The sequence below is a fragment of the Kocuria carniphila genome (genome assembly GCF_004136555.1).
Lineage (GTDB): Bacteria > Actinomycetota > Actinomycetes > Actinomycetales > Micrococcaceae > Kocuria > Kocuria carniphila.
This window is the reverse complement of the sequence record NZ_NOIT01000015.1, coordinates 49498-71584: the sequence shown is the minus strand read 5'-3', so window position 1 is coordinate 71584 and position 22087 is coordinate 49498. Positions and strand designations below refer to the sequence as shown.

Annotated in this window: 26 protein-coding genes and 3 tRNA genes; 14 read left to right on the top strand and 15 right to left on the bottom strand. The window is 63.6% G+C overall.

The window, feature by feature from the left end:
• Positions 1 to 41: 41 nt before the first annotated feature.
• The 3 genes from ygfZ to EWV37_RS11885 form a co-directional block, all read right to left on the bottom strand.
• Positions 42 to 1265, bottom strand: coding sequence for a CAF17-like 4Fe-4S cluster assembly/insertion protein YgfZ (gene ygfZ / locus EWV37_RS11895; protein WP_095796546.1), 1224 nt, complete (start codon positions 1263 to 1265; stop codon positions 42 to 44).
• Positions 1262 to 1870, bottom strand: coding sequence for a nitrobindin family protein (locus EWV37_RS11890; RefSeq protein ID WP_095796545.1), 609 nt, complete (start codon positions 1868 to 1870; stop codon positions 1262 to 1264). Before EWV37_RS11890 ends, ygfZ begins: the two co-directional genes overlap by 4 nt.
• 116 nt (positions 1871 to 1986) lie before the next feature.
• Positions 1987 to 2595, bottom strand: a complete 609-nt coding sequence (locus EWV37_RS11885; RefSeq protein ID WP_129701803.1) for a hypothetical protein — start codon at positions 2593 to 2595, stop codon at positions 1987 to 1989.
• Positions 2596 to 2804: 209 nt separating this feature from the next.
• Between EWV37_RS11885 and EWV37_RS11880 the strand changes: the two genes are divergently transcribed.
• From EWV37_RS11880 to asd, 7 genes are all read left to right on the top strand, one after another.
• On the top strand, positions 2805 to 3488 hold the full coding sequence (locus tag EWV37_RS11880; protein ID WP_129701802.1) for a winged helix-turn-helix transcriptional regulator: 684 nt from the start codon (positions 2805 to 2807) through the stop codon (positions 3486 to 3488).
• Between the two features lie 34 nt (positions 3489 to 3522).
• On the top strand, positions 3523 to 4446 hold the full coding sequence (gene mshD / locus EWV37_RS11875; protein WP_129701800.1) for a mycothiol synthase: 924 nt from the start codon (positions 3523 to 3525) through the stop codon (positions 4444 to 4446).
• A gap of 91 nt (positions 4447 to 4537) precedes the next feature.
• Positions 4538 to 5485: an NUDIX hydrolase gene (locus EWV37_RS11870; protein WP_129701798.1), complete on the top strand. Its 948-nt coding sequence runs from the start codon at positions 4538 to 4540 to the stop codon at positions 5483 to 5485.
• A 122-nt stretch (positions 5486 to 5607) separates the two neighbouring features.
• Entirely contained in the window at positions 5608 to 6429 is an 822-nt protein-coding gene (locus tag EWV37_RS11865) for a thymidylate synthase (RefSeq protein WP_129701796.1), read from the top strand.
• A complete protein-coding gene (locus EWV37_RS11860; RefSeq protein ID WP_129701794.1) occupies positions 6426 to 6974 on the top strand; it encodes a dihydrofolate reductase in 549 nt (182 codons plus the stop codon). Before EWV37_RS11865 ends, EWV37_RS11860 begins: the two co-directional genes overlap by 4 nt.
• A gap of 85 nt (positions 6975 to 7059) precedes the next feature.
• The gene (locus EWV37_RS11855; RefSeq protein ID WP_095796538.1) at positions 7060 to 7404 is read left to right on the top strand and encodes a GNAT family N-acetyltransferase; all 345 of its coding nucleotides are present in this window, start codon (positions 7060 to 7062) and stop codon (positions 7402 to 7404) included.
• A 42-nt stretch (positions 7405 to 7446) separates the two neighbouring features.
• Positions 7447 to 8583, top strand: coding sequence for an aspartate-semialdehyde dehydrogenase (gene asd, locus EWV37_RS11850; protein WP_095796661.1), 1137 nt, complete (start codon positions 7447 to 7449; stop codon positions 8581 to 8583).
• Between the two features lie 8 nt (positions 8584 to 8591).
• Here the strand turns inward: asd and EWV37_RS11845 are convergent, their stop codons facing one another.
• The 8 genes from EWV37_RS11845 to EWV37_RS11810 all read right to left on the bottom strand — a co-directional run bounded on the left by EWV37_RS11845 (position 8592) and on the right by EWV37_RS11810 (position 15241).
• The gene (locus tag EWV37_RS11845; protein WP_095796537.1) at positions 8592 to 9002 is read right to left on the bottom strand and encodes a PGPGW domain-containing protein; all 411 of its coding nucleotides are present in this window, start codon (positions 9000 to 9002) and stop codon (positions 8592 to 8594) included.
• Positions 9003 to 9016: 14 nt separating this feature from the next.
• Positions 9017 to 10135, bottom strand: coding sequence for a UDP-N-acetylmuramate dehydrogenase (locus EWV37_RS11840; RefSeq protein ID WP_095796660.1), 1119 nt, complete (start codon positions 10133 to 10135; stop codon positions 9017 to 9019).
• Between the two features lie 17 nt (positions 10136 to 10152).
• A complete protein-coding gene (locus EWV37_RS11835) occupies positions 10153 to 10629 on the bottom strand; it encodes a MaoC family dehydratase (protein WP_095796536.1) in 477 nt (158 codons plus the stop codon).
• Positions 10629 to 11078, bottom strand: coding sequence for an FAS1-like dehydratase domain-containing protein (locus EWV37_RS11830; protein ID WP_095796535.1), 450 nt, complete (start codon positions 11076 to 11078; stop codon positions 10629 to 10631). Before EWV37_RS11830 ends, EWV37_RS11835 begins: the two co-directional genes overlap by 1 nt.
• Positions 11079 to 11178: 100 nt before the next feature.
• Positions 11179 to 11252 (bottom strand) — tRNA-Met (locus EWV37_RS11825).
• Between the two features lie 55 nt (positions 11253 to 11307).
• Positions 11308 to 11379, bottom strand: a tRNA-Thr gene (locus tag EWV37_RS11820).
• Between the two features lie 115 nt (positions 11380 to 11494).
• Complete coding sequence (locus EWV37_RS11815; RefSeq protein ID WP_129701792.1) at positions 11495 to 13492, bottom strand: DEAD/DEAH box helicase; 1998 nt, start codon at positions 13490 to 13492, stop codon at positions 11495 to 11497.
• A 156-nt stretch (positions 13493 to 13648) separates the two neighbouring features.
• Complete coding sequence (locus tag EWV37_RS11810) at positions 13649 to 15241, bottom strand: DUF2079 domain-containing protein (RefSeq protein ID WP_238663243.1); 1593 nt, start codon at positions 15239 to 15241, stop codon at positions 13649 to 13651.
• Positions 15242 to 15400: 159 nt separating this feature from the next.
• Between EWV37_RS11810 and EWV37_RS11805 the strand changes: the two genes are divergently transcribed.
• Positions 15401 to 16411, top strand: a complete 1011-nt coding sequence (locus EWV37_RS11805) for a DNA-3-methyladenine glycosylase family protein (protein ID WP_238663242.1) — start codon at positions 15401 to 15403, stop codon at positions 16409 to 16411.
• A gap of 92 nt (positions 16412 to 16503) precedes the next feature.
• Positions 16504 to 17217 (top strand): VIT1/CCC1 transporter family protein, encoded by a 714-nt coding sequence (locus EWV37_RS11800; RefSeq protein WP_095796533.1) that lies wholly within the window; start codon positions 16504 to 16506, stop codon positions 17215 to 17217.
• 128 nt (positions 17218 to 17345) lie between these two features.
• Here EWV37_RS11800 and trxA read toward each other — a convergent pair whose 3' ends face one another.
• Positions 17346 to 17726: a thioredoxin gene (trxA, locus tag EWV37_RS11795; RefSeq protein WP_095796532.1), complete on the bottom strand. Its 381-nt coding sequence runs from the start codon at positions 17724 to 17726 to the stop codon at positions 17346 to 17348.
• A 150-nt stretch (positions 17727 to 17876) separates the two neighbouring features.
• Between trxA and EWV37_RS15875 the strand changes: the two genes are divergently transcribed.
• Together EWV37_RS15875 and EWV37_RS11785 are read left to right on the top strand one after the other, a co-directional pair.
• Complete coding sequence (locus EWV37_RS15875) at positions 17877 to 18329, top strand: LLM class flavin-dependent oxidoreductase (protein ID WP_129701833.1); 453 nt, start codon at positions 17877 to 17879, stop codon at positions 18327 to 18329.
• A complete protein-coding gene (locus EWV37_RS11785) occupies positions 18241 to 18720 on the top strand; it encodes a hypothetical protein (RefSeq protein WP_129701791.1) in 480 nt (159 codons plus the stop codon). The genes EWV37_RS15875 and EWV37_RS11785 overlap by 89 nt, the downstream gene beginning before the upstream one ends.
• Here EWV37_RS11785 and EWV37_RS11780 read toward each other — a convergent pair.
• Complete coding sequence (locus EWV37_RS11780) at positions 18717 to 19493, bottom strand: TetR/AcrR family transcriptional regulator (RefSeq protein WP_129701789.1); 777 nt, start codon at positions 19491 to 19493, stop codon at positions 18717 to 18719. The two genes, EWV37_RS11785 and EWV37_RS11780, sit on opposite strands and share 4 nt — an antisense overlap.
• Before the next feature lie 53 nt (positions 19494 to 19546).
• On the opposite strand from EWV37_RS11780, the gene EWV37_RS11775 reads away from it, so the two are divergent.
• The gene (locus EWV37_RS11775; RefSeq protein ID WP_129701787.1) at positions 19547 to 19933 is read left to right on the top strand and encodes a VOC family protein; all 387 of its coding nucleotides are present in this window, start codon (positions 19547 to 19549) and stop codon (positions 19931 to 19933) included.
• A gap of 53 nt (positions 19934 to 19986) precedes the next feature.
• Here EWV37_RS11775 and EWV37_RS11770 read toward each other — a convergent pair.
• Together EWV37_RS11770 and EWV37_RS11765 are read right to left on the bottom strand one after the other, a co-directional pair.
• A tRNA-Tyr gene (locus EWV37_RS11770) sits at positions 19987 to 20068 on the bottom strand.
• Between the two features lie 96 nt (positions 20069 to 20164).
• Positions 20165 to 20485 carry a hypothetical protein gene (locus EWV37_RS11765; RefSeq protein ID WP_129701785.1) on the bottom strand — a complete coding sequence of 107 codons (321 nt, stop codon included), beginning with the start codon at positions 20483 to 20485 and terminating at the stop codon, positions 20165 to 20167.
• A 208-nt stretch (positions 20486 to 20693) separates the two neighbouring features.
• Here EWV37_RS11765 and EWV37_RS11760 point away from each other — a divergent pair, with 208 nt between their 5' ends.
• Together EWV37_RS11760 and EWV37_RS11755 are read left to right on the top strand one after the other, a co-directional pair.
• Entirely contained in the window at positions 20694 to 21185 is a 492-nt protein-coding gene (locus EWV37_RS11760) for a YajQ family cyclic di-GMP-binding protein (protein ID WP_095796527.1), read from the top strand.
• A gap of 24 nt (positions 21186 to 21209) precedes the next feature.
• A complete protein-coding gene (locus EWV37_RS11755; protein ID WP_129701783.1) occupies positions 21210 to 22037 on the top strand; it encodes a glycosyltransferase family 2 protein in 828 nt (275 codons plus the stop codon).
• Positions 22038 to 22087: the final 50 nt, after the last annotated feature.

The following is a 22087-nucleotide window of genomic DNA, read 5'->3' as shown; positions in this document are numbered from 1 at the left end:
GTAGCTACCTGAACCGCCGCGATTCTCTTGTCTGGCGAGACCTAAAGTCGCATGCCGCCGTCGCGAGGTCCGCGCATGAGGTCCTTGGGCCTACCGACCACGGAACCCGCGTCGGGCTGGACCACCACGGTCTGGGCGGCAGACCATTGCTCGGTCGATCCCGCGTCCTCGGCGCCCTCCGGCAGGGTGGCGTCAGCCTGTGCCGCGGCGCTTTCGACAGTGTCCCGCACCAGCAGCTCGGCCTGCGGGTCCACGTTGCGCTTGAGCACGGCCAACGCAATGGGGCCGGCCTCATAATGCAGTCGCGCCGACGTCACCTGCCCCACCTTCTTACCGTTGAGCGTGACCTCCGCCCCCGCTGACGGCAGGGTGTGCTGGGACCCATCGAGATCCAGGAACGTGAGCCTACGCGGCGGGTGTCCCAGGTTGTGCACACGGGCCACGGTCTCCTGCCCCTTGTAACAACCCTTGGACAGGTGCACTGCCGTGCGCATCCAGTCGAGCTCGTGGGGAATGGTCTTGACATCCGTTTCGGCACCCCAGCGCGGGCGCCACGCGGCAATGCGCAGCGCCTCCGCGGCCCAGGAACCCGCCGGGACGAGTCCACGCTGGTTCAGTGCAGTTGCCGCTGAATCCAGTACCGTCATAGGAATCAGGTGCTCGAACCAGGGGCGTTCCAGCCCCGGGTGTTCCGGTGCCGCACTGTAAGCGTAGCCACCCGGAGAAATCTCGGGCCAGGGATCGCGCCACGTGATCACGGATGCCGACGCCGCCTGCTCGCCTTCCGGGGCACCGGCCAGTTCCGAACTCAGATCCTTGGTCGCGGCAATAACGGCCCACTGGTCCGTGACGTCCGCAACGTCGACCCGCAGGGCGAAGCGCATCGACTCCAGCCACGCAGCCAACCCCGGTGCTTCCTGGGCCTCGGCAATGAGCCACGTGGTGGTCCCGTCATCCACGGCGTGGGGAGCGTACTCAACCCTGCCTTGGACGCTCAGGAACATGGTTTCGGTGCTCTGTCCTGGCTTCAGACCCGTGAGCACCTGAGAAGACAGCGTGGTGAGCCAATTGAGACGATCAGCGCCGGTCACGGTGACCACGCCGCGCTGCGACTGGTCCACGTACCCGGTGCCGCGCGCGAGGGCGCGTTGTTCGGGAACGGGATCTCCGTAGTGGCCTGCCACCCCCTCGTCCAGGCCTTCTGCCTCCACCGCGCCGGGACGCGACAGAAGAACGGATCGGTACGAGGATTCAGTGGAAGTCACTGTTGCGGATCAACCTTTTTCAGTTCGGCGGAGGCGTGCGTGGCCAGTTCGTGACCGTTGGCGGCCATGTCCCAGGCCCACATGAGATTCCCATTGACCAGACCGTAGAGCCGGGTCCCGGAGGCGTACTCCTTGGAACCCTGAGCGCGCATCACGGCGTCAGTGGCCAGGTCCACGCGAGGTCCTTTGATCTGCCCCAGGTACAGCTCGGAGATGCCGCCGGGGTGCAGCATGGACACGGAGATGTCGAAGCCACCGTCCGCGTTGCGCAGATCCTCGACGTCTTGTGCGGCCTTCAGGACCGGCACGGGATCGGGTGGCAGCATGCCGGGACCGATGTCGCCGTCTTCGCGGGGACGAGCCAGTTCCCAGAAACCCTGTTCGTAGGTGGCCTCGCGCTGGGATTCGCCCTCTTCATTGAGGAGCGTGGTTTGGGCACGATAGATCACGAACGGCAGACCGTGCTGCTCGAACGTGACTCGTTGCCGGAACGCACGCTGTTCGGCGTCTCCGTAACCGACGAAGCCGTCACCCTCCCAGGTTCCCAGGAGCCATGCGAACGGCACGAGCTCCGGGGTGAGATTGGTGGGGATCTCTACGGGCATGGATTTAGAGCTGGCCCTTGTAGAGGCTGGTGATGACCTTCAGTGCAATGCCGCCGATAGCGAGACCGGCCAGAACCAACAGGACGAGGAAGAAGATTTCGAGTGCAAGCATGGCTCTAAGCTACCACGGAGCCCAGCACCCGACCGGCAAAAAGTGCGGCCACGCCGAGTAGTGCAACGGGTGTTACGCCGAGGGTCAACAGGCCCCGTCGCTTGGGGGTTTCGGGCGCTGCCGAGATGATCCGGAATCCCACAACGGTGATGATGACGGCCAGCGGCAGGCCCACGCCCGCCAGGGTCACCCAGGTTCCCAGTCCGTACAGTTCTTCCACGTGGCCCAGGCCGACCCAGCCGGAGGCACTGACAGCGGCGAGTACGCCTGTGACGGAGGCCAGAGTGGATTCCAGGCGCCCCTTGGCACCTTCGCCGCGCACGAGCTCGGCCACGCACACGGCCATGAACGCCACACCCACCACCGCGGGAAGCCAAATCAGTTGCTGATCCGGGACGAAGGTGACGAGTGAGCACGCGATGACACCCGCCACCGCAATGATCACGTTGTGCCTACGTCGCGCGTTGATGCCCGTTGCAGCGGGCCATCCCACGGCGATGACCACGGCCATGGCCACGGAGACGATCAAGGGGAGCCAGCCGCCGAGCACACTGGCGGCGAGGGCAAGAATCAGCGAGACGGCGGCAGCGCCGATGATTCTTGCGTATCTCATGGGTGTCCTTCGCGCACGGTCAGGGAAAAATGCTGCCTTCAGCCTAACCGCCCCCGCGTGGGGAACACGTCAGCGTGCAACTGGACCGGAGCTTGGATGTCCCGCCATGTCGGTGAAAGTTAACGGACCTTTCGAATATTTATAATGGTCGTCACAGCCTCCCGGGGAACTCCCGTACGGGGCTCCGCTCACCACTGACGGGATGATCCGTGCTCCAGATTGTGCTGCTCAGCGATGCAACGAACGCGCTTGCCGGCGTTTTGCCGGGACTCGAACTGCTGTCGCACAAGATAGAGGTGGTGCCCCTCAGCTCCCCCGGGGCGCTCAAGCGAGTGCAGCGACCGGATGTCGTGGTTCTCGACGGCACCTCCAACATGGTGGCCGCGCGCAACACGGCCCAAGCCTTGGCCGCTCGTGACAACCCCGCCCCCGTGCTCGTGGCCCTGACCGAGGGCGGAATGGCGGCCGTGGCGGCGTCGTGGTGTGTCACGGACGTGGTACTGACCAATGCCGGGCCCGCGGAGATCGAGGCGAGACTGCGGCTCGCGAGCGCCAAGGTGGCCGAGGAATCCGAGGATGACACGTTGATCCGCGCGGGCAACGTGACCATCGACGATGGTTCCTACACCGTGAAGATCGGCGGCACTCCGCTCAACCTCACCTACAAGGAATTCGAGCTGCTCAAGTTCCTGGCGCAGAACGTGGGGCGGGTCTACACACGGGCTCAGTTGCTGTCCGAAGTGTGGGGCTATGACTACTACGGCGGCACTCGCACGGTGGATGTGCATATTCGAAGGCTGCGCGCGAAATTGGGTGCCGATCACGAGCACCTGATCACCACGGTGCGTAACGTGGGGTACAGCTTCACGGCGGGTCGGGACACCGAGTCCTGACGCGCCGGTCAACCGCTCGTAGTGGAGGTATGCCATGGCCGTGACCATTTTCAGCCAGGACGGAATCACCGATTCCGCAGCAGTGTCGGACTTGGCTCAGCGAGCCGCACGCGCCGACGGCGATCCCCCCTTCTCGGACCAAACTCTGGTTGACGTGCGTTCGGCCAAGGCGGGGCTCCGGTCGGTCACCGCCGTCCAGGACGGCGCCCTGGTGGGCGCGGCCGTCATCAATCCCGATCCGGATCAGGCCTCGACCTTCACGGTTGAACTGGTGGTGGACCCCGAACACCGCGGTGCGGGAATCGGCACGGCCCTCGCGCGTGAGGTCCGTGGGCAGGTCGAGGGCACCGTGGAGGCGTGGGCCCACGGCAATCATCCGGGTGCTCAACGGCTCGCGGAAACCTACGGGCTGAGCTCCGTGCGAGACCTCTACCGGTTGAAGCGCTCACTGCGTGGGGCGTCGGATCTTCCCCTGCCGGTGGACTTGGCCGAGGGCCTCGAGATCCGTCCGTTCGAGGTGGATCGTGATGAGAACGGCTGGCTGCGGGTCAACTCCCAAGCCTTCTCCGAACACCCCGAGCAGGGCAAGATGACTCTCGACGACCTGCGGCAGAGGGAAGCCGAGGACTGGTTCGACGCACCCGGCTTCCTGCTGGCCGTACGCGCGGAGGATCCCCAGGACATCCAGGGTTTCCACTGGACCAAGATTCACCCGGCCTCTGATGGTTCGCCCGCGATGGGCGAGGTCTACGCGGTGGGCATCTCCCCCGAGCAGCAGGGCCGCGGTGTGGGCAAGGCGCTGACTGCGGCGGGCATCAACTACCTCGCGGATCAGGACCTCGAGGATGTCATGCTCTACGTCGACGGGGACAACACCGCAGCCATGGCTCTGTACGAGAAACTCGGTTTCGAGCGCTGGCACCTGGACGTGATGTTCCGGGGCGAGATCACCGGATAGCGGATCACCGGATAGCATCGAAGAGGTGCCGCTCCACCCCTCAAGGTGGATCCGTGTGCGCCACCTCGGTCCATCAGACAGAGAGCGGGTCATGGCGAAAAGTAATGCCTCCGGAAAGATCGACATCTACGCCGCAGGCTGTTTGTGCTGGCGTATCAGCGCAGGTGAGCTACAAGTGCTGGTCATTCATCGGCCGCGTTACGACGACTGGTCCTGGCCCAAGGGCAAGCAGGACAACGGGGAAACTCTCCCGGAAACCGCGGTGCGTGAACTGCGTGAAGAAGTAGGTCTCTCTGTGCGCCTTGGTGTGCCACTGCCTGAGATCCGCTACCAGGTCAAGGACCAGTGGAAGCTGGTGAAGTACTGGGCCGCCGAGATCTCACCGTCCGCCAAGGCCAAACCGGATCACGGTGAAGTGGACGAGCTCCGATGGGTGTCCGCCGACCACGCGCGCAAGATGCTGACCAACGACGACGACCGCGAGCCCCTCGACGAGCTGGTCCGGTTGCACCGCCACGGAAACCTGGCCACCCGCTCCGTGATCATCGTGCGCCACGCCAAGGCCAAGCCCCGTTCTTCGTGGCAGCGGGCCGAAGGTGACCGCCCCCTGGCCGCCACGGGCAAACGGCAAGCCCTGGCCGTCACCCGCTTGTTGGCCGCCTGGCAACCCCGCCGGGTCATCACCTCTCCGTGGTTGCGCTGCATGTCCACGGTGATTCCGTTCGCCAAGAAGTACAACGCCAAGGTCAAGGAACGGTCGCAGTTGACCGAGGCCTCCCACAAGCGTTCTCCCAAGAAAGCTGCCGCCGTGGTCGAGCAGCTCTTCGACATGGAACATCCCGTGGTGCTGTGCACGCACCGACCGGTGCTCCCGACCGTCTTGAAAGTACTCTCCCGCCATATGCCCAATTCGTTGGGCGACGACCTGCCGGAGTCGGACCCGTACCTGTCCCCCGGCGAGATGATCGTGCTGCAAATGCCCCGGAACAAAAAGAGCCGGGCCGTGAGTTGTGAAATCATCACCCCGTTCGACGACTGACCCCGGAGGGTCAACCCGGCCTTTCTCCTCGACCCAGTACCCGTGGCCGCCGGGCCCGCGCCCGCCGGGCTGCCCCGCGATCAAGACAACGACACCGGGTCGTATTCTGCACAAAGGAAACCATGACCGTCATTCCCACGCCCTACGAAGACCTCCTGGCCGAAGTCATGGCCGACGGTGCGATCAAGTCCGACCGCACCGGCACGGGCACGCGCTCCGTATTTGGTCGTCAGATCCGCTATGACCTCTCGGAGTCCTTCCCTCTGCTGACCACCAAACGTGTGCACTTCAAGTCCCTCGCCCTGGAACTGCTGTGGTTCCTCTCCGGATCCTCGAACGTGCGCTGGTTGCAGGAACGCGGCGTGAGCATCTGGGACGAGTGGGCGGACGAAAACGGTGATCTGGGTCCGGTGTACGGCGTGCAGTGGCGCAGTTGGCCGGCCGGTCATGGGGAGAGCATCGACCAGATCGCCCGCGTAGTGGAATCCATCAAGACGTCGCCGCATTCGCGCCGTCACATGGTGACGGCGTGGAACCCGGCCGAGGTCGAGAACATGGCGCTGCCGCCGTGCCACGCCCTGTTCCAGTTCTACGTCCAGCCCCGTGAGGACGGCCCCGATGCCCTGAGCTGCCAGCTGTACCAGCGTTCGGCGGATCTGTTCCTGGGTGTGCCGTTCAACATCGCGTCCTATGCGCTGCTCACCATGATGGTGGCTCAGCAGTGCGATCTGGTGCCCGGTGAGTTCATCTGGACCGGTGGTGACTGCCACATTTACAGCAATCACGTGGAACAAGTGACCAAGCAGCTGGCCCGCGAGCCCTACCCGTATCCTCAGTTGAAAATCCTGCGCAAACCGGAATCCATCTTCGACTACGAGTTCGAGGACTTCGAGGTCGTGGGATACAAGCACCACCCGGGTATCAAGGCGCCGGTGGCGGTATGAGCGCCAAAGGATCGGCACGCCCCACCGTGGGTGGCATCTGGGCGCAGAGCCCGGAGGGTGTGATCGGCAAGGACGGCACGATCCCCTGGCACGTGCCCGAAGATCTGCGATTCTTCTCGATCACGACCACCGGGAATCCCGTCATCATGGGCCGCCGCACGTGGGAATCGTTCCCGCCCAAGTTCCGCCCGTTGCCGGCCCGACCGAACATCGTGGTCACCAGCCACCCCGAGACCGTGGCGAGCGACCAGGTCAACGTGTGGACGGCGGCGTCGTACGCCGAAGCCCTGGATCTGGCCCAATCGCTACTCAACCAGCCGGACGGCGACATCTGGGCGATCGGCGGGACCCGCATCTGGGCCGACGCCCTCGCGCACCCAGAACTGCCGCTGCGCCGGGCCTACGTGACCACCGTGGACCTACCCGTCGAAGGCGATACCGTGGCGCCGGAACTGGATGAGTCCTGGAGCCATCGCGAACTGGCCGACTGGGCCGAATCGAGCAAGGGCCCCCGCTTCCGCGTGGACGAATACACCCGGACGTGAGTCTTCGCGCGACTCAGTGCGCGGTGCCCTCGATACATGCGATAGCGTGATCTTGACCACATCAACCTTGGAGGATTGAGCCACCGTGACTACTGGCCCCACACCGAGCATTCATGAAAGCCCCACGCTCGAGCTCCGCGCCAATCCCGACCTCGGTCGTTACGACCTGTGGGACGACCAGCAGTTCATTGGCTTCCTGGGCGTGGAAGTCCTCGAGGACGGCACCGTGGACGTGCAACACACCATCGTGGCCGAGGCCTTCGGCCGCCAAGGTTACGCGCGCACGCTGGTGACTTTCGTTTTCGATCAGTTCCGCGAACAAGGCGTGAAGATCCGCCCCACCTGCACGTACGTGCTCGATTACCTGGAGCGGTTCCCGAGTTACCGGGATCTGGTCGCCGAGACCCCGGATCCCCGCAACCAGGAGTAACTGTGATTCGTGCCCTATCCATCGGTCGATAGACTGGGCGGCATGACTTCACAACCCTCAGCCGTAGGCTTCATCGGCTGGCGCGGCATGGTCGGTTCCGTTCTGATGGACCGTCTGCGCGCCGAGAACGATTTCGCGAGCCTTGATCCCGTGTTCTTCTCCACTTCCAACGCCGGAGGTGCCGCACCCACCATTGACGGTCTGGGCGACACAGGCACGTTGAAGGACGCCTACGACATTGAGGCTCTGTCCGCGCTGCCCATTCTGGTGACCGCGCAGGGCGGCGACTACACCAAGGCCGTGCACTCCAAGTTGCGCGAGGCCGGCTGGGACGGCGTCTGGATCGACGCGGCGTCCACGCTGCGCATGGAGGAGTCCTCCATCATCCCGCTGGACCCGGTCAACCGCGACGTGATCGACGCCGGCCTGGCGCGCGGCGTCAAGGACTTCACCGGCGGTAACTGCACCGTCTCGTGCATGCTCATGGGCCTGGGCGGGCTGTTCAACAACGACCTGGTCGAGTGGACCACATCCATGACCTACCAGGCCGCCTCCGGTGGCGGTGCCCGCCACATGCGCGAGGTCATTCAGCAGTTCGGCGACATCCACGGTTCGGTCTCGGATCAGCTCGCCGACGCCGCCTCGGCCATTCTCGAGATCGATCGCGCGGTACTCGCCAAGCAGCGTTCCGGCGAATTGGACGCATCTCAGTTCGGTGTCCCGCTGTCCGGGTCGCTGATCCCCTGGATCGACGCCGACCTGGGTAACGGCCAGTCCCGCGAGGAGTGGAAGGCCGAGGCCGAGACCAACAAGATCCTGGGTCGCTCCGGCAAGGATTCAATTCCCGTGGACGGGTTGTGCGTGCGCATTGCGGCCATGCGCAGCCACTCCCAGGCGCTGACCATCAAGTTGCGGGAAGACATCCCGGTGGACGAGATCGAGCGGATCATTGATGCCGAGAACCAGTGGGCCAAGGTCATTCCGAACACCAAGGAAGCCAGCACACAGGATCTGACTCCGGTGGCTGCTTCCGGTTCGTTGGACATCCCCGTGGGCCGCATCCGCAAGCTCTCGATGGGCCCGGAGTACATCTCCGCCTTTACCGTGGGAGATCAGCTGCTGTGGGGTGCCGCTGAGCCCCTGCGCCGCATGCTCAAGATCGTGACAGGCACGCTGTAAGTAGGTAGTTACTTCTCGTTCGTTTCAGGGGCCGTGACACGCATGTGTCGCGGCCCCTGAACTAGGTGATGGGGCTTGTCACGGGCTCGGCGGAAGCGCCACTCGGCCACGATGTTGGACCACCAGCGCCACGCCGTGATCGCCAGCCGCTTGACTCGTTGGTTGAGCCGGTGCGCCCACGCGAATTCGGTGCTCCATAGTCCGATGCCCAGAAAGATGAACAGCCATCCCGGGCCGGGGGTGACCAGCATGATGATCCCCAGCACCACGAAGACCGCGCCCAGCACGGTCACCAATGTCAGGTGAATCGCGCGCAGAGCGGGGTGCTTGTGCGAGAAGGCCTTGATCCGCAGCACGGTCCTGTGGATCCGGCCGCCTTCCTCGCCTCGCCGGATTTCTTCCTGTAATTCGGAACTCATACTGAAGCGAGCACCTAGAGGCTCATCCCCAGCAGGACAGGCTCGGGAACCAGGCGCACGCCGAACACGTGCTCCACACCGTCGCGCACGGTGCGCGCCAGCGCCGCTAAATCATCCGAAGACGCCCCACCGCGGTTGGTCATGGCCAGGGTGTGCTTTGTCGAGAGGGCTGCGCGGCCGTTGGCCACGGTCTCCCCGTCAAGGTCCAGCTGCTGATTGCGGGACCCTGGAAGGCCAAACCCCTTGGCAAATCCGGAATGATCGATCAGCCAGGCTGCGGAGAGCTTGGTGGAACCGGGGATCTCGTGACCGGCGGCGTCGAGCACCGGATAGCGTGGGGCGTCGTCCGGGATGCTTGCCAGCCGGGCGGGATCGTCCACGATCGGGTTCGTGAAAAACGACCCGGTGCTGTAAGTGTCCCGATCCTCAGGGTTGAGCACCATGCCCTTGGAGGCGCGCAATCGCAGCACGGTCTCGCGCACGGTGTCCAAGGGTGCGCACTCGCCGATCTCGACGCCCAGCGCTCCTGCTAGCTGCCCATAGCGCACAGGGAGACCCACCTCCTGCGGGAGCAAGCGGAAGGCCACGGAGAGCACTACATAGCGCGGTGATCCGTGTTCCATGCTCCGCTTGAGCACGGAATCACGATAGGAGAATTCCAGCTCGTCCGCGCTGAAGGTTCGGGGTTCCCCAGCCTGACGGTCCCACGTGTGGACATTTTCAATGGTCTGTGAGACCTCGGTGCCGTACGCGCCCACGTTCTGCACGGGGGTTGCACCCGTGGTGCCGGGAATGCCCGAGAGCGTCTCCAGGCCCGCCAAGCGCTGCTCCACGCTCCACAGCACCGCTTGATCCCACGAATGACCGGCCTGGACCGTCACGAGGGTGCCCATGGCCGGATCCGTGTCGAGCACGTCGATACCCTGAGTGGCCACGTGCACCACCGTTCCCTCGAAGCCGTGGTCCGAGGCCAAAATGTTGGATCCGCCACCCACGATCAGGACCGGCTCCCCAACTTCATCGGCCTGTGCCACCGCCTGGACCAGTTGCTGTTCGGTCTCCGCCTTGAGGTAACGGGTCGCGGGGCCTCCCACCGCAGTGGTGGTCAGATCGGCCAGTCGGGGTGCGTTCATGATGGACAACTCTAGTGCTAGAACTTCACAACAACCTGAGCCTTGACCAAGACCTTGAGCGCCTTGGCCTCAGCCGGATCCGCACCTTCCTGGGCCAGATCCGGGGCGGTCACGGTCAGGTCCACACGCACGGTGCGAGCGTCCGGATCCACCAGGCCGATCGCGCCGCGCACCGACAACGCCGTGCTCGGTTCGACCTCACCGTCGAAACGGTTGGGCACGACCACGGGCTTGGTGAAACGCGTCTGATAGTCGACGACGGCGCCCGCGTCACCAGCCCACTCCGTCACCAGACCCACCGCGGCTCCCATGGTGAACATTCCGTGGGCAATCACGTTGGGAAGACCCACGTTCTGGGCGAAGTCCTGATTCCAGTGGATCGGGTTGAAGTCACCGGAGGCACCGGCGTACTTCACGAGGTCGGCACGGGACACCGGCACGGTGCGCTCACCGATGGACTGGCCCTTTTCGAGCTGATCGAATGCGATGTTCATTACTGATCCTCCCCGCGTACCAACAGCGACGACGTGGTGGTGGCCACCTGGTCTCCCCCGAGCGTGGTGATTTCCACCCGGGACGTGATCATGGCCCCGGAACCCAGCGGACGCACCTGGTCCACCGTGACCGCGGCGAGCAGCTCGTCACCGGCCACGATGGGACGGTGGTGCGTGAAGCGCTGCTCGGTGTGGACCACGCGCGAGAAGTCGATGCCCGCGCTCGGGTCCTGGATCAGAGCGGCGTCGGCGCGCTGGGACACGATGATCGCAAAGGTGGGCGGAGCCACGAGATCGTCGTAGCCGGCGGCCTGGGCGGCCTCGACGTCGAAGTGGACGCCGTCCGTGGCCTTGACCGCCGAGGCGAACTCGCGGATCTTCTCTCGGGACACCTGATAAGCGGGGGCGGCGGGGTACGTGCGCCCCACCACCTCTTCTGAAATAGCCATGGCTCTCCTCGGTCGGACGGAAGATTTTCCCTCAGCCTACTGGGCCGACCGGCACGGCATAGAAAAAGACGCCGTTCCGTGTGGAACGACGCCTTGAAAGTAGCGGTGGACGGGCTCGATCCGTCGACCTCACGATTATGAGTCGTGCGCTCTAACCAGCTGAGCTACACCGCCATTTCATGAACGAACCTGCGGCTCGTTCACACAAGCCGCAGGCCCTCATCATGAGAGCCCCGACCGGGAATCGATCCCGGGACCTCCATCTTACCAAGATGGCGCTCTACCACTGAGCTATCGGGGCAACGCGGAAAACTCTAACAGCATTTCGGCGAGTTGCAAAAACGAGGTGAACTCGCCGAATCCGCAGAGTATCCGCGGGGTGCCGACCACCCTGAATCGGGCGGTCAGCGGGTCTATCAGCGGTCGCGGAAGCCACCATTGCCCTTGGGGAAGCCCTTCTTGCGGGGGCGATCCTGGTACGAGGAGCCACCGCTGCGGGGGCGGTCACCGCCGCGGAAGCCTCCGCGGTCACCGCCACGGTCGCCACCGCGGTCCGAGCGGCCGCCGCGGTCGAAACGACCACCGCGGTCACCGTCGCGGTCACGGAACCGGCCACCCTCACGGGAGCCTCCGCGAGATCCGCCACCGGGTCCACGATCCTCCTGGATGCGGATCGGGGAGCCGTTGATGCGGGTATTGGAGAGTTTGTCCATGGTGCCTGCGGGCAGGTTCTCGGACAGGCCCACCAACGTGAAGTTGGGGTGGATGTCGATCGCGCCGATCTGCGACCCGTTCAGGCCGCCTTCGTGGGTCAACGCACCCACGATGGCACCCGGTGCCACGCGGTCGCGATGGCCCACGGCCAGCTTGTAGGTTCGCATTCCGGCCTCGGGTCCACTGCGGCGGCCACCGCCGCCACGAGGTCCGTCGGAGCCCTCACGGCGCTCACGGTCACGCTTGCGCTGGGGGACCTCGGGCAGCTCTTCAGCCAGGAAGGGGCGGCCGTCCTGAGCGATCACAGCGAGGGCCGCAGCAATTTCAGCGGCATCCACGTCGTGCTCGTTCTCGTACTGCTCCACGAGCTCACGGAAGAAGGAGAGATCCTCGGACTCGATGGTCTCCGCGATCTGGTTCGCGAAGTTCTCCTTGCGGGTGCGATTGACATCCTCCACGGACGGCATGCGCATCTGCTCGACCGGCTGCCGCGTGGCCTTCTCGATGGCGCGCAGCAGGTACTTCTCGCGCGGAGTCATGAAGAGGATGGCCTCGCCCTTGCGGCCCGCGCGGCCGGTACGGCCGATGCGGTGCACGTAGGACTCGGTGTCGTGAGGGATGTCGTAATTGACGACCAGGGAGATGCGTTCGACGTCCAGGCCACGAGCGGCGACGTCGGTGGCGACCAGGATGTCGACCTTGCCGTCACGCAATGAGTCCACGGTGCGCTCACGCAGGTTCTGCGGAATGTCACCGTTGATCGCTGCTGCGGTGTATCCCCGGGCCTTGAGCTTGTCGGCGATTTCCTCGGTCGCGGCCTTGGTGCGGACAAAGACGATCACGCCGTCGTAGTCCTCGACCTCGAGCACGCGAGTCATGGCGTCCAGCTTGTGCGGGCCCATGACCTGCATGAAGCGCTGACGCGTATTGGTGCCCGTGGTGGTCTTGGCCTTGACCGTGATCTCCTTGGGATCGCGCAAGTACTGCTGCGCGATGCGGCGGATGGCCTTGGGCATGGTGGCGGAGAACAGCGCGACCTGCTTCTCCTCCGGGGTCTGGCTCAGAATCTTCTCGACGTCCTCCGAGAAGCCCATGCGAAGCATCTCGTCGGCTTCGTCCAACACCACGTACGCGATGTCGTCGAGCTTGAGCGAACCCTTGCTCAGGTGATCGATCACACGGCCGGGGGTACCCACGACGACCTGAGCACCGCGGCGCAAGCCGGCCAGCTGCGGGCCGTAGGAGGAACCGCCGTACACGGGCAGCACAGTGAACTCGTCGAGGTGGGTTGCGTAGGAACCGAAGGCCTCGGCCACCTGGAGCGCGAGCTCACGGGTGGGGGCCAGCACCAGAACGCGGGTGGAACGCTGCGGGCCGTGCAGGTCGGACAGCTCAGCCAGCTTGGACAGTGCCGGAACCGCGAAGGCCGCGGTCTTACCGGTACCGGTCTGGGCCAGGCCCACCACGTCGCGGCCGCTCAGCAGAGCGGGAATGGTGGCTGCCTGGATGGGCGAGGGGTACTCGTACCCGACATCGTCGAGAGCGGCCAGGATGCGGCCGTCCACGCCGAGGTCGGCGAAGGTAGGGGTGTCGGGCTTGGAATCGGCGGGCTCAGGAACGTTTTCAGCGTCCTGGGGAGCCTCGGTAGTGGTGGGCGTCTCAAGCTCTGCAGCAGTTTCAGGGGTGAATTCAGTAGGCATGGGTGAACCTCGCTTCGGTGGGGTGGAAATGATTGACACCGGCGCGTGCGGTCCTACCGCGTGTGCCTCTGATCGACATGCCTGCTACGGCGAAACGATTTAATGAGGACATAAAAACCGGAATGATAACGCCCTACTCTAGCGCACATCGTCACGTTACGGAGACTCCCGTTCCAACAAGATGATGTTGGCCTCATCACGTACGGTGACATACGTCTCCCCATAGAGCTCCTCCGCGTACTCCGAGGCGCCTTGCGGAGGGTCCTCTCCCCACGTGCCACCTTCGCGGTCGATCACCACGAATTCGGGGGCGGGATCACCGGGATTGCCGATCCAGTGCACGTCCGCGCGGGACACCAGCCCGTTGATCAGCGTCAAGTCCGTTGCCACGGATGCGCCTTCCGGTACAGCCTGGACCGTGGCGCGCTTGACGCCCGCCCGCGGGTCCCCGCGCCACGCCTCCCCCGTGACCAACTGAGACAGCGGCTGCTGAGTTGCCACCACCAGCGCCACGCCCAGAGCCAGCCACGGGGCCATCTTTGCAAGTGTCCGGGGCGCACGAGTCCCGGCGCCGGATGCGCGAAGTCTCACCACGGCGTCGACGAGGGCGATGAACACGATGGGCATGATCACCGCGTTGTAGTGCCAGCCCGTTCCCCAATAACCGTGATTGGGCGACAGCATTCTCCAGGCCAGGGTGGGGAGCGCAATCAGCGCCAGCGGCGAGCGCACCGCAATCACCGCGCCGGCCGCAAGGGTCAGCAGCCACGTGCCCAGTTTCTGTTCCGGAACGAACAAGGAGATCACCGCTCCGGCCGGATCACGCAGGATTCCGGCGATGTCCAGTTTGTCCGCGTAGGCAAAGGAATCATTGGGGTTCAGACCGGGAAGCACCACCCAGATCGCCAGCAGGCTCAGCCCCACCCCCCACAGCATCAGCAGGGCACCCAGCAGGGCCGGCCGTTGCGCGGTGCGGCTCAAAGCCGCACCGAATTCTCTCACCGTTGCCCCCGACGACGACGCCGCTCGCGCGCCCGGTCCGCGCTCGGTCGCCGGTTCGTACACGCGGTTCAAGAGCATCCCCGACACCCGCGCCGCGGGCCGGAACGCGTGACCAAACATGACCGCGCCCAACATTGCGACCGTCATACCCAGATCTTCCTTGACCAGGGCCACCGGCGCGCTCCACAGGGTTGCTGTGACCCACCGCCGTTCCCTCAGTGCTGCCACTGCGAGAGCCAGGAGCGGCACGGCGAGGGAGATCTCGTGGAACTGCACCGATACGGCACCCTGCAGACCGAAGCTCAGCCCGTAGGCCACTCCGATCGCTGCGGCGGGTGCCGTCCGGAGGGAGCGGACGGCGCACCCTGTGACCACCCCCACCGAAATGCCCAACAGGACGTCCTGGGTGATCATCAAGGTCAGTGCGGAGGGGAACAAGCCGTAGACCGGCGCGAGCACCACTAGCAACGGATGAAAATGATCGCCGAGCAAATTGAAGTCGTGGCCTTTGATGTTGACCACGGGTGGCTGACCGGAGGCGTAAGACTGCAGCAACTGGGTGAAGATCGCGTTATCCCACGACGGCACGTCCCAGCGGTACCACTGGGACAGCGAGAAGAGCACGTACAGGGTCGTGCACGCCACTGCGATCACACATGGCAACCAGGGCCCGACGCTGGGAGCCTTGACCCCGCGCACCACCAGGCCGCCCCTTGAAGGCTTGGAACGCGCGAACGAGGTGGACACGGGATTTCCTCACGTGGGTGGTAGTCGTGGGCAGGATATCCCAGCCCTCTCACCTGCAGATGAACATGTAAACGACACGAAATGCGGCGCAGGTCAGCGTGCCGGTTGCTGCGGCCCCCCGCACTAGTGAGTTGCTTATGCGTGTCGTAGGCCCGTGGAATGATGACGAGCATGTCCCTGGAAATGGTCGCCAGCACCGCGCAGCAACTCGGGTCCGAGCCCGTGCGGCTCCGCTGGTCACCGCGCGGATCGGTGCATCTGGGGCAGACCTTGTCGGTGCTTGGCCGCGGCACGAACGATCCCACGGTGAGGGTACTTTCCCCCGAGTGCGTGTGGATCACCACCAGGTATCTGGGCTCGGCCGTCTCCGCACGATTCACCCGCGGATCCGGTGGCACGGACACGACCGCGCTGGAACGGGACATCGTGGTTGATGCATGGGGCCCGGGAGCGGCCGCATGGATTTCACAGGCTCCGCGGTGGTGTGGTGCCGCGGATGACTGGACTGATTTCGAGTCCTCCCCCGCCTACGGCCTACTCCCGGAACGATTGACACTGGCGCGCCGTCGGCACCCCGGACTGCGGTTGCCGGCCACCGGCGCGGTGATTGACCGGGCCGTCATCGCCATCATTGAGCAACGTGTCACGGCCATCGAGGCCATTCGTGCCTATCGCTACCTGGTCCGACTGGCGGGTGAACCTGCGCCCGGCCCCGCCCCCGTCGGAATGTACGCGCCCCCCACGGCGGAGCAGTGGCGCAAGATCCCGTCCTGGCAGTGGCACCGTGCCGGCGTGGATCCGCACCGGTCCGCGACCGTCATGCGAGTAGTTCAGCGCGCATCGGCGTTGGAACGCCTCGGGCTGCTCGAGGACCCCGTCGTGGTGCGTGCCAAATTGCAGACTCTCAACGGGATCGGTGTGTGGACCGCCGCGGAAATTACCCAGTGTACGCACGCGGACCCTGACGGGATCAGCGTGCGCGATTACCACCTGGCCGATTACGTGTGCTGGTTCTTCGACGGCGCACCGGGCTCGGACGAGCGCATGGAGGAATTGTTGGAACCGTGGCGGGGGAACCGTCAACGCGTGGTGCGGCTCATCAAGGCCAGCGGTCATCGAAAGCCGGCGTTCGGGCCACGGCTGACTCCCGCAGACCATCGCCGGCACTGATCCTGGGGGTCGAGTTCCGAATCAATGAATGGCCAAGTGAGGGTTGGTTAACCTAGCTAGCTAAATTTTGGGTGCCGGAGCACACTGAAGACATGAGCGAGCACGTCATCACCGAACCCCACAATGACAAGTACGGCGAGAAACTCAACAAACTTCGCGCCGGAGTCCTGGGCGCGAACGACGGCATCGTGTCCGTCGCTGCAACGGTGGTCGGTGTTGCCAGTGCGACAGCCAATTCATGGCCGATCCTGGTGGCCGGTTCGGCAGCCGTCATCGGCGGTGCCCTGTCCATGGCGCTGGGGGAATACGTATCGGTCTCCAGCCAGAAAGACTCGCAGGAAGCCCTGATCGCCAAGGAAGAACTCGAGCTCCGGGAAATGCCGGAGGCCGAACTGGAAGAACTGATCGGTATTTACCGGTCCCGCGGGCTGTCTCATGACACAGCTCGGAAAGTTGCGGTGGAACTGACCGAACGCAACGCCCTGCTGGCGCACCTGGATGCGGAGCTGGGCATCGATCCGGGAGACATTCCGAGTCCGTGGGCCGCAGCATGGGCCTCCGCGGTCGCTTTCCTGCTCGGTTCGCTGCTCCCGATGCTCGCCATCCTGCTACCCCCGTCGGAATGGCGGATTCCCGTGACGTTCGTTGCCGTGCTCGTGGCCCTGGCCATCACCGGCAGCCTGGGCGCGCGGCTGGGTGGTACCCCGCACGTGGGACGTGCCGCTGCTCGCGTGGTGATCGGTGGCGCCCTCGCACTCGGCGCCACATTCCTGATTGGATCTTTGCTGGGCGTGACTGCGGCTTAGCCGGCCGTCTCGAGAGCGAGATCTGGCCGCGCGGAAGGAATACCGCGCCGGTCCATCTCGAACAGAAAAAGACCCAGGGGCGCTCTCCGACCGGAGAGCACCCCTGGGCGATTAAGTCTTGAGCTGGGTCAGTTGGCCTGCTCGCCCTCGGCGGCCTGCTTCTCGACCTCGGCGCGAACCTCTTCCATGTCCAAGCCCTTGACCGCGTCAATGACCTGGTCCAGAGCGTTGGCCGGCATGGCACCGGGCTGGGAGAACACCAGAATGCCCTCCCGGAAAGCCATGAGAGTGGGGATCGAGGAAATCTGCGCTGCGGCAGCCAGTCCCTGCTGGTCCTCGGTGTCCACCTTGCCGAACACGATGTCGGAGTGCTGCTCAGATGCGGCCTCGTAGGTTGGAGCGAACTGCTTGCAAGGGCCGCACCAGTCTGCCCACCAGTCCAACAGGACAATATCGTTGTCGGAGATGGTCTGGCCCAGAGTGTCTTGGGTGATGTCTACAGTAGCCATGGAACCAGCCTAAAACGCCGGGAGTTTCAACCCCAGAGCGTTCACTGCGGGCACAAGACCCCGCCGGGGCGAACTTCGCGGAAGAAGCCGTGTGAACACGCAGCTTGGAATCTTGTCCTGGGGCGAGACCGCCGCTGACCCGACCACCGAATCCGACTGTCCGCCACGGCTAGCAACCTCACCACCGCAGATCCGGTACGTCTCGCAGAACAACGCACCACGTTGTCCTTACTCTCCCGGGGTCGCACCGAGCTCGTCGCCGGACAGGGCGGGCTCCCCCGCGACCTGGAACTCTTCGGGGTTGACCCGCACCTTCGGGAAGAAATCTTCGAAGAACGTCTCGACCAGCTCCTCGGCCTGCTTCGCCCCGGCCCCTCAGACCTGCTCGGGACCTTCCGCGAGCGGGCTACGAACGTGGAGCTGCCCGCCACCGGACGGGACCCGCGAGATCTGGTGTGGGCGGCGTCGTCGGGCTCACCCAGGTCGGTTTTGCGCGGCGGGACACGGGCTCGGTGTGATGCTGAACGTCATGGAGGGCGAGTGGCGCCATCTGGTCCCCTATGTGAAGGCGTATCGCGAGGCGTTGCACGGGTTCGGGGATGAAGCCTCCGCGCGCGTGGGTCTCGCGGTTCCGGCGTTCGTCATTCCCGACGACGCCGCCCCCACCCCCTGGGAGGCGGCCGTCCAGCAGGCGCACCCCTACTTCGCCGCGGGCACACGCGCGTTCGGCGCAGCCTCGCCCGAGGTTTCACCTTGGACCCTCGACGAATTCGCGGCTCAGTGTGGACCGGAAGGTTCGCTCGTGGTGGGTGGGGTGAGCGACGTCGTCGACAAACTCACGACCCTGCGCCGGGAACTGGGGGTGGAACGAATCCTGCTGCGTGTGGATATCAACGGGCTGCCGCACGAGAGGGCTCTGCGAACGCTCCGCCTACTCGGCAACCAGGTATTGCCGCGGTTGCGATGCAACCCCGAACAACTGGAGGAGCGCTAGGGCACCGGCCTGTCCACGAGAACAGCCAGGCCGTCGAGCACTCGGTCAACACCGAAGGCATAGTTGCTCCGGGCGTTGTACGCCCCACCCTGCGCCTGACCGGCGGAGGTCCCCACACGGGTGGCCAGGGGGTAGTCATTCGGGGATACCAGTTCCTCGAGGACAGGTCCGGCAGCTTGCCACCAATCCGGTCCGGAGTTGTTCAGGGTTTCTCGGTCGGCAACGTCCAGTGCTGCCGTACGAGCAAAGTTGTTGAGGAAAGTCAGGGTCGCATCCAGAGTGATATCGCTGAGACCCAGCCCTTGAAGACACTCGAGCTGTCGTTCATATCGCCCCAGGAAACCTGGGCCCAAGACTGGTTGCTCAGTATGAATGGACGAAAGCCAGTCATGTGACAAGTACATCTGGAACGTATCGTCGATGACCGCCCTGACCCGATCGCGCCACGCCCCTGAATGGGGCAATGACCTGGCCGAGCTGTCGAAAACATGATCCGACATAAGCGCTAAGAGGCTCTTTTTGTCTGGCACATGGGCATACAAAGTCATAGTTTTCACGCCGAGGTCAGCAGCCAAGTCCCGCATAGTCAGTCCGCTCAAGCCAGCCGATCCAGCTCGTTCAATAGCGGTGCCAACCACGTCATCCACGGTGATGCGCGGACGCGGCCCGGGACGAACCGGCTTCTCGTCATGACCAGCCCACAGCAGCCGAAGATGCTTCTTCACGACCTCAAGGTCGTTATCCTCCGGGGTCTTGGGAATTTTCTGCGGCATAACTGCATTCTACCTAATACCGTACGATGTACGGCATTAATCTAAGGAGCCCCATGAACATCACCGCTTCTGCCATCTCCCTCAATGTGGACGACGTTCAAGCTTCAGCCGCGTTCTTCAAAGATCACTTCGATTTCCAGGAGGTCATGGCCCAGGATGGATTCGCCTCATTGAGCCGCGAGGATGCCGGGTTCAACGTGGTTCTCCTCCGAGCAGGTCTCGATACCTTCAAACCAGCCAGTCACGCGGGGACCGCCGCAACCGGCCTGCTCATAGTCTTCGAGGTCGACGACATCGACGCCGAATGGCACCGATTAGGCTCCCGCGACCTGGTGATCCCCACCGCCATCGAGACCGAGCCCTGGGGCGAACGGTACTTCCAAGTTCTGGATCCGAATGGGATCATCGTCCAGCTTGTTCAGTGGGTGGATGCACCCTGACCCTGAGTTCTACAACGAAAAAACCCGGACCTCACGGTCCGGGTTTTTCTCGGTGGCAGATGAGGGATTCGAACCCCCGTAGGCATAGCCAGCTGATTTACAGTCAGCCCCCTTTGGCCGCTCGGGTAATCTGCCGCGGCATCACTCACGTCAATGAGCAATAAGGTGCCCCCGCGAGCGGGAGCACCTCAACATTACACAGGGATGAGCCCGACTCCAAAATCGGAGCTGTCAGTCCATGTGTCGAACGAGCTTGGTGACGAACGCGTCGGCCTGTTCGCGCGTCACGTCACCCACGGCGACGGCACGATCCAGGTCTTGCCGGATGCCGTCCAATCTCCGCTGAACCGCCACGCCCTGACCGGTTATGGTCCCAGGTTGAACCACTGGAGGCGTCATGAGCGCACGGGGAGGCTGAGCCTGAGCGGCTCCCGAGCCACCGACGATCAGGCCTGCGGCAAGGGCCGTTCCTGCCAGGGCGCCACTGCCCCGGCGGAGCGCGGACCTGGAGGCCTTGACCCCGGGCACACGGATGCGCGGTTGTTTTTTCATAGGGAGAACGTGTCCTGACAAGGAAGAATGATGGGAAGAAGCAGAACGGCTGCTGTCGATCTGAGTCATGCACTTATCCTCACCTGCCGTCCTGAGATCCGCCTGTGCTCCCGATGACAAGTTGATAACAACTCCGGCACCGGAACGAGCACTAGGCTTGTCCGTAAGAGTTAACGACATCCCTGAAACTCCCAATGAAAGGAACATCGTGGCTTCAGAATCTTCGTTCGACGTGGTCAGCAAGGTAGACAAGCAGGAAGTCTCCAACGCGCTCAACCAGGCCCAGAAGGAGGTGTCCCAGCGCTACGATTTCCGCGGGGTGGGTGCCGAGATCGACTTCTCCGGCGAAAAGATCTTGATCAAGGCCAACTCAGAAGAACGCGCTCAAGCAGTTCTCGACGTGTTTCAGTCCAAGCTGGTCAAGCGCGGCATCTCCCTGAAGTCCCTGGACGACGGAGAGCCCTACGCCTCCGGCAAGGAGTACCGCATCGAGTCCACCATCAAGGAGGGCATCGCCCAGGACCAGGCGAAAAAGATCACCAAGCTCATCCGTGATGAAGGCCCCAAGGGCGTGAAGGCCACCATCCAGGGCGATGAGCTGCGCGTTTCTTCAAAGTCCCGTGATGACCTGCAAGATGTCATTGCCCTGCTCAAGGGCTCAGAGCTGGAAGTTGATCTTCAGTTCGTCAACTACCGCTGACTCGGTCCATTCAGGGGAGGGAGAATGACTCGCGTATCAGTGGTAATTCCGGTTTACAACGCCCATGAATGGGTAGATGAAGCCGTGCATTCGGTTCTGAACCAAGATCACCCTGATCTAGAGGTGATCATTGTCGACGACGGCTCAACGGACCCCAAGACCATAGCTCTCATGGAGAACCCTCCATGGCACGGGGTCAAAGTTATTCGACAAGACAATGCAGGGTCGGCGGCAGCTCGGAATGTCGGCATCACCGCAGCAACGGGCGATTACATCCTCCCCGTGGACGCGGACGACTATATTGCCCCCACTTACGTATCAAAAGCGGCGCAGATACTAGATAGTGAGCCCACGATTGGGATAGTTTATGCACAGGCAGAATTCATGGGCGACGCTACCGGGCCATGGCAACTTCCCCCATATTCGCTAAAGTTGATGCTAACCGAAGGCATCATCTTTGCAACCGCCTTGTTTCGAAAACAAGACTGGTTCACCGTGGGAGGCTATGATGAAACTCTACATTTTCGTGAAGACCACGACTTTTGGCTGAAAATCGTTGGATTGGGACGCGGAGTACATCGGATCGATGAAGTTCTTTTCCGGTACCGTATCCGCGCTGACTCGTTGAACAGCGTGTTCACACGTGACGAATTAGTTGCCACCTACGCGAAGATCATGAGAAATAATTCGGCGCTGTATATCGACAATGCGAATCTCCTCTTTAGCGCATGGTTCGAGAGAACGGACGAACTCACCGATTATAAACATCGATATCGCCGCCTCGAAGGCCTCATTGACAAACATCCACGAGTCTATGGTGTTTTGCGTAGGGTAAAACGAGCCTTAACGTAAATGAAGGTGCGGCCGCGAATTAAGTCGCGGCCGCACCTTCATCTTGAATC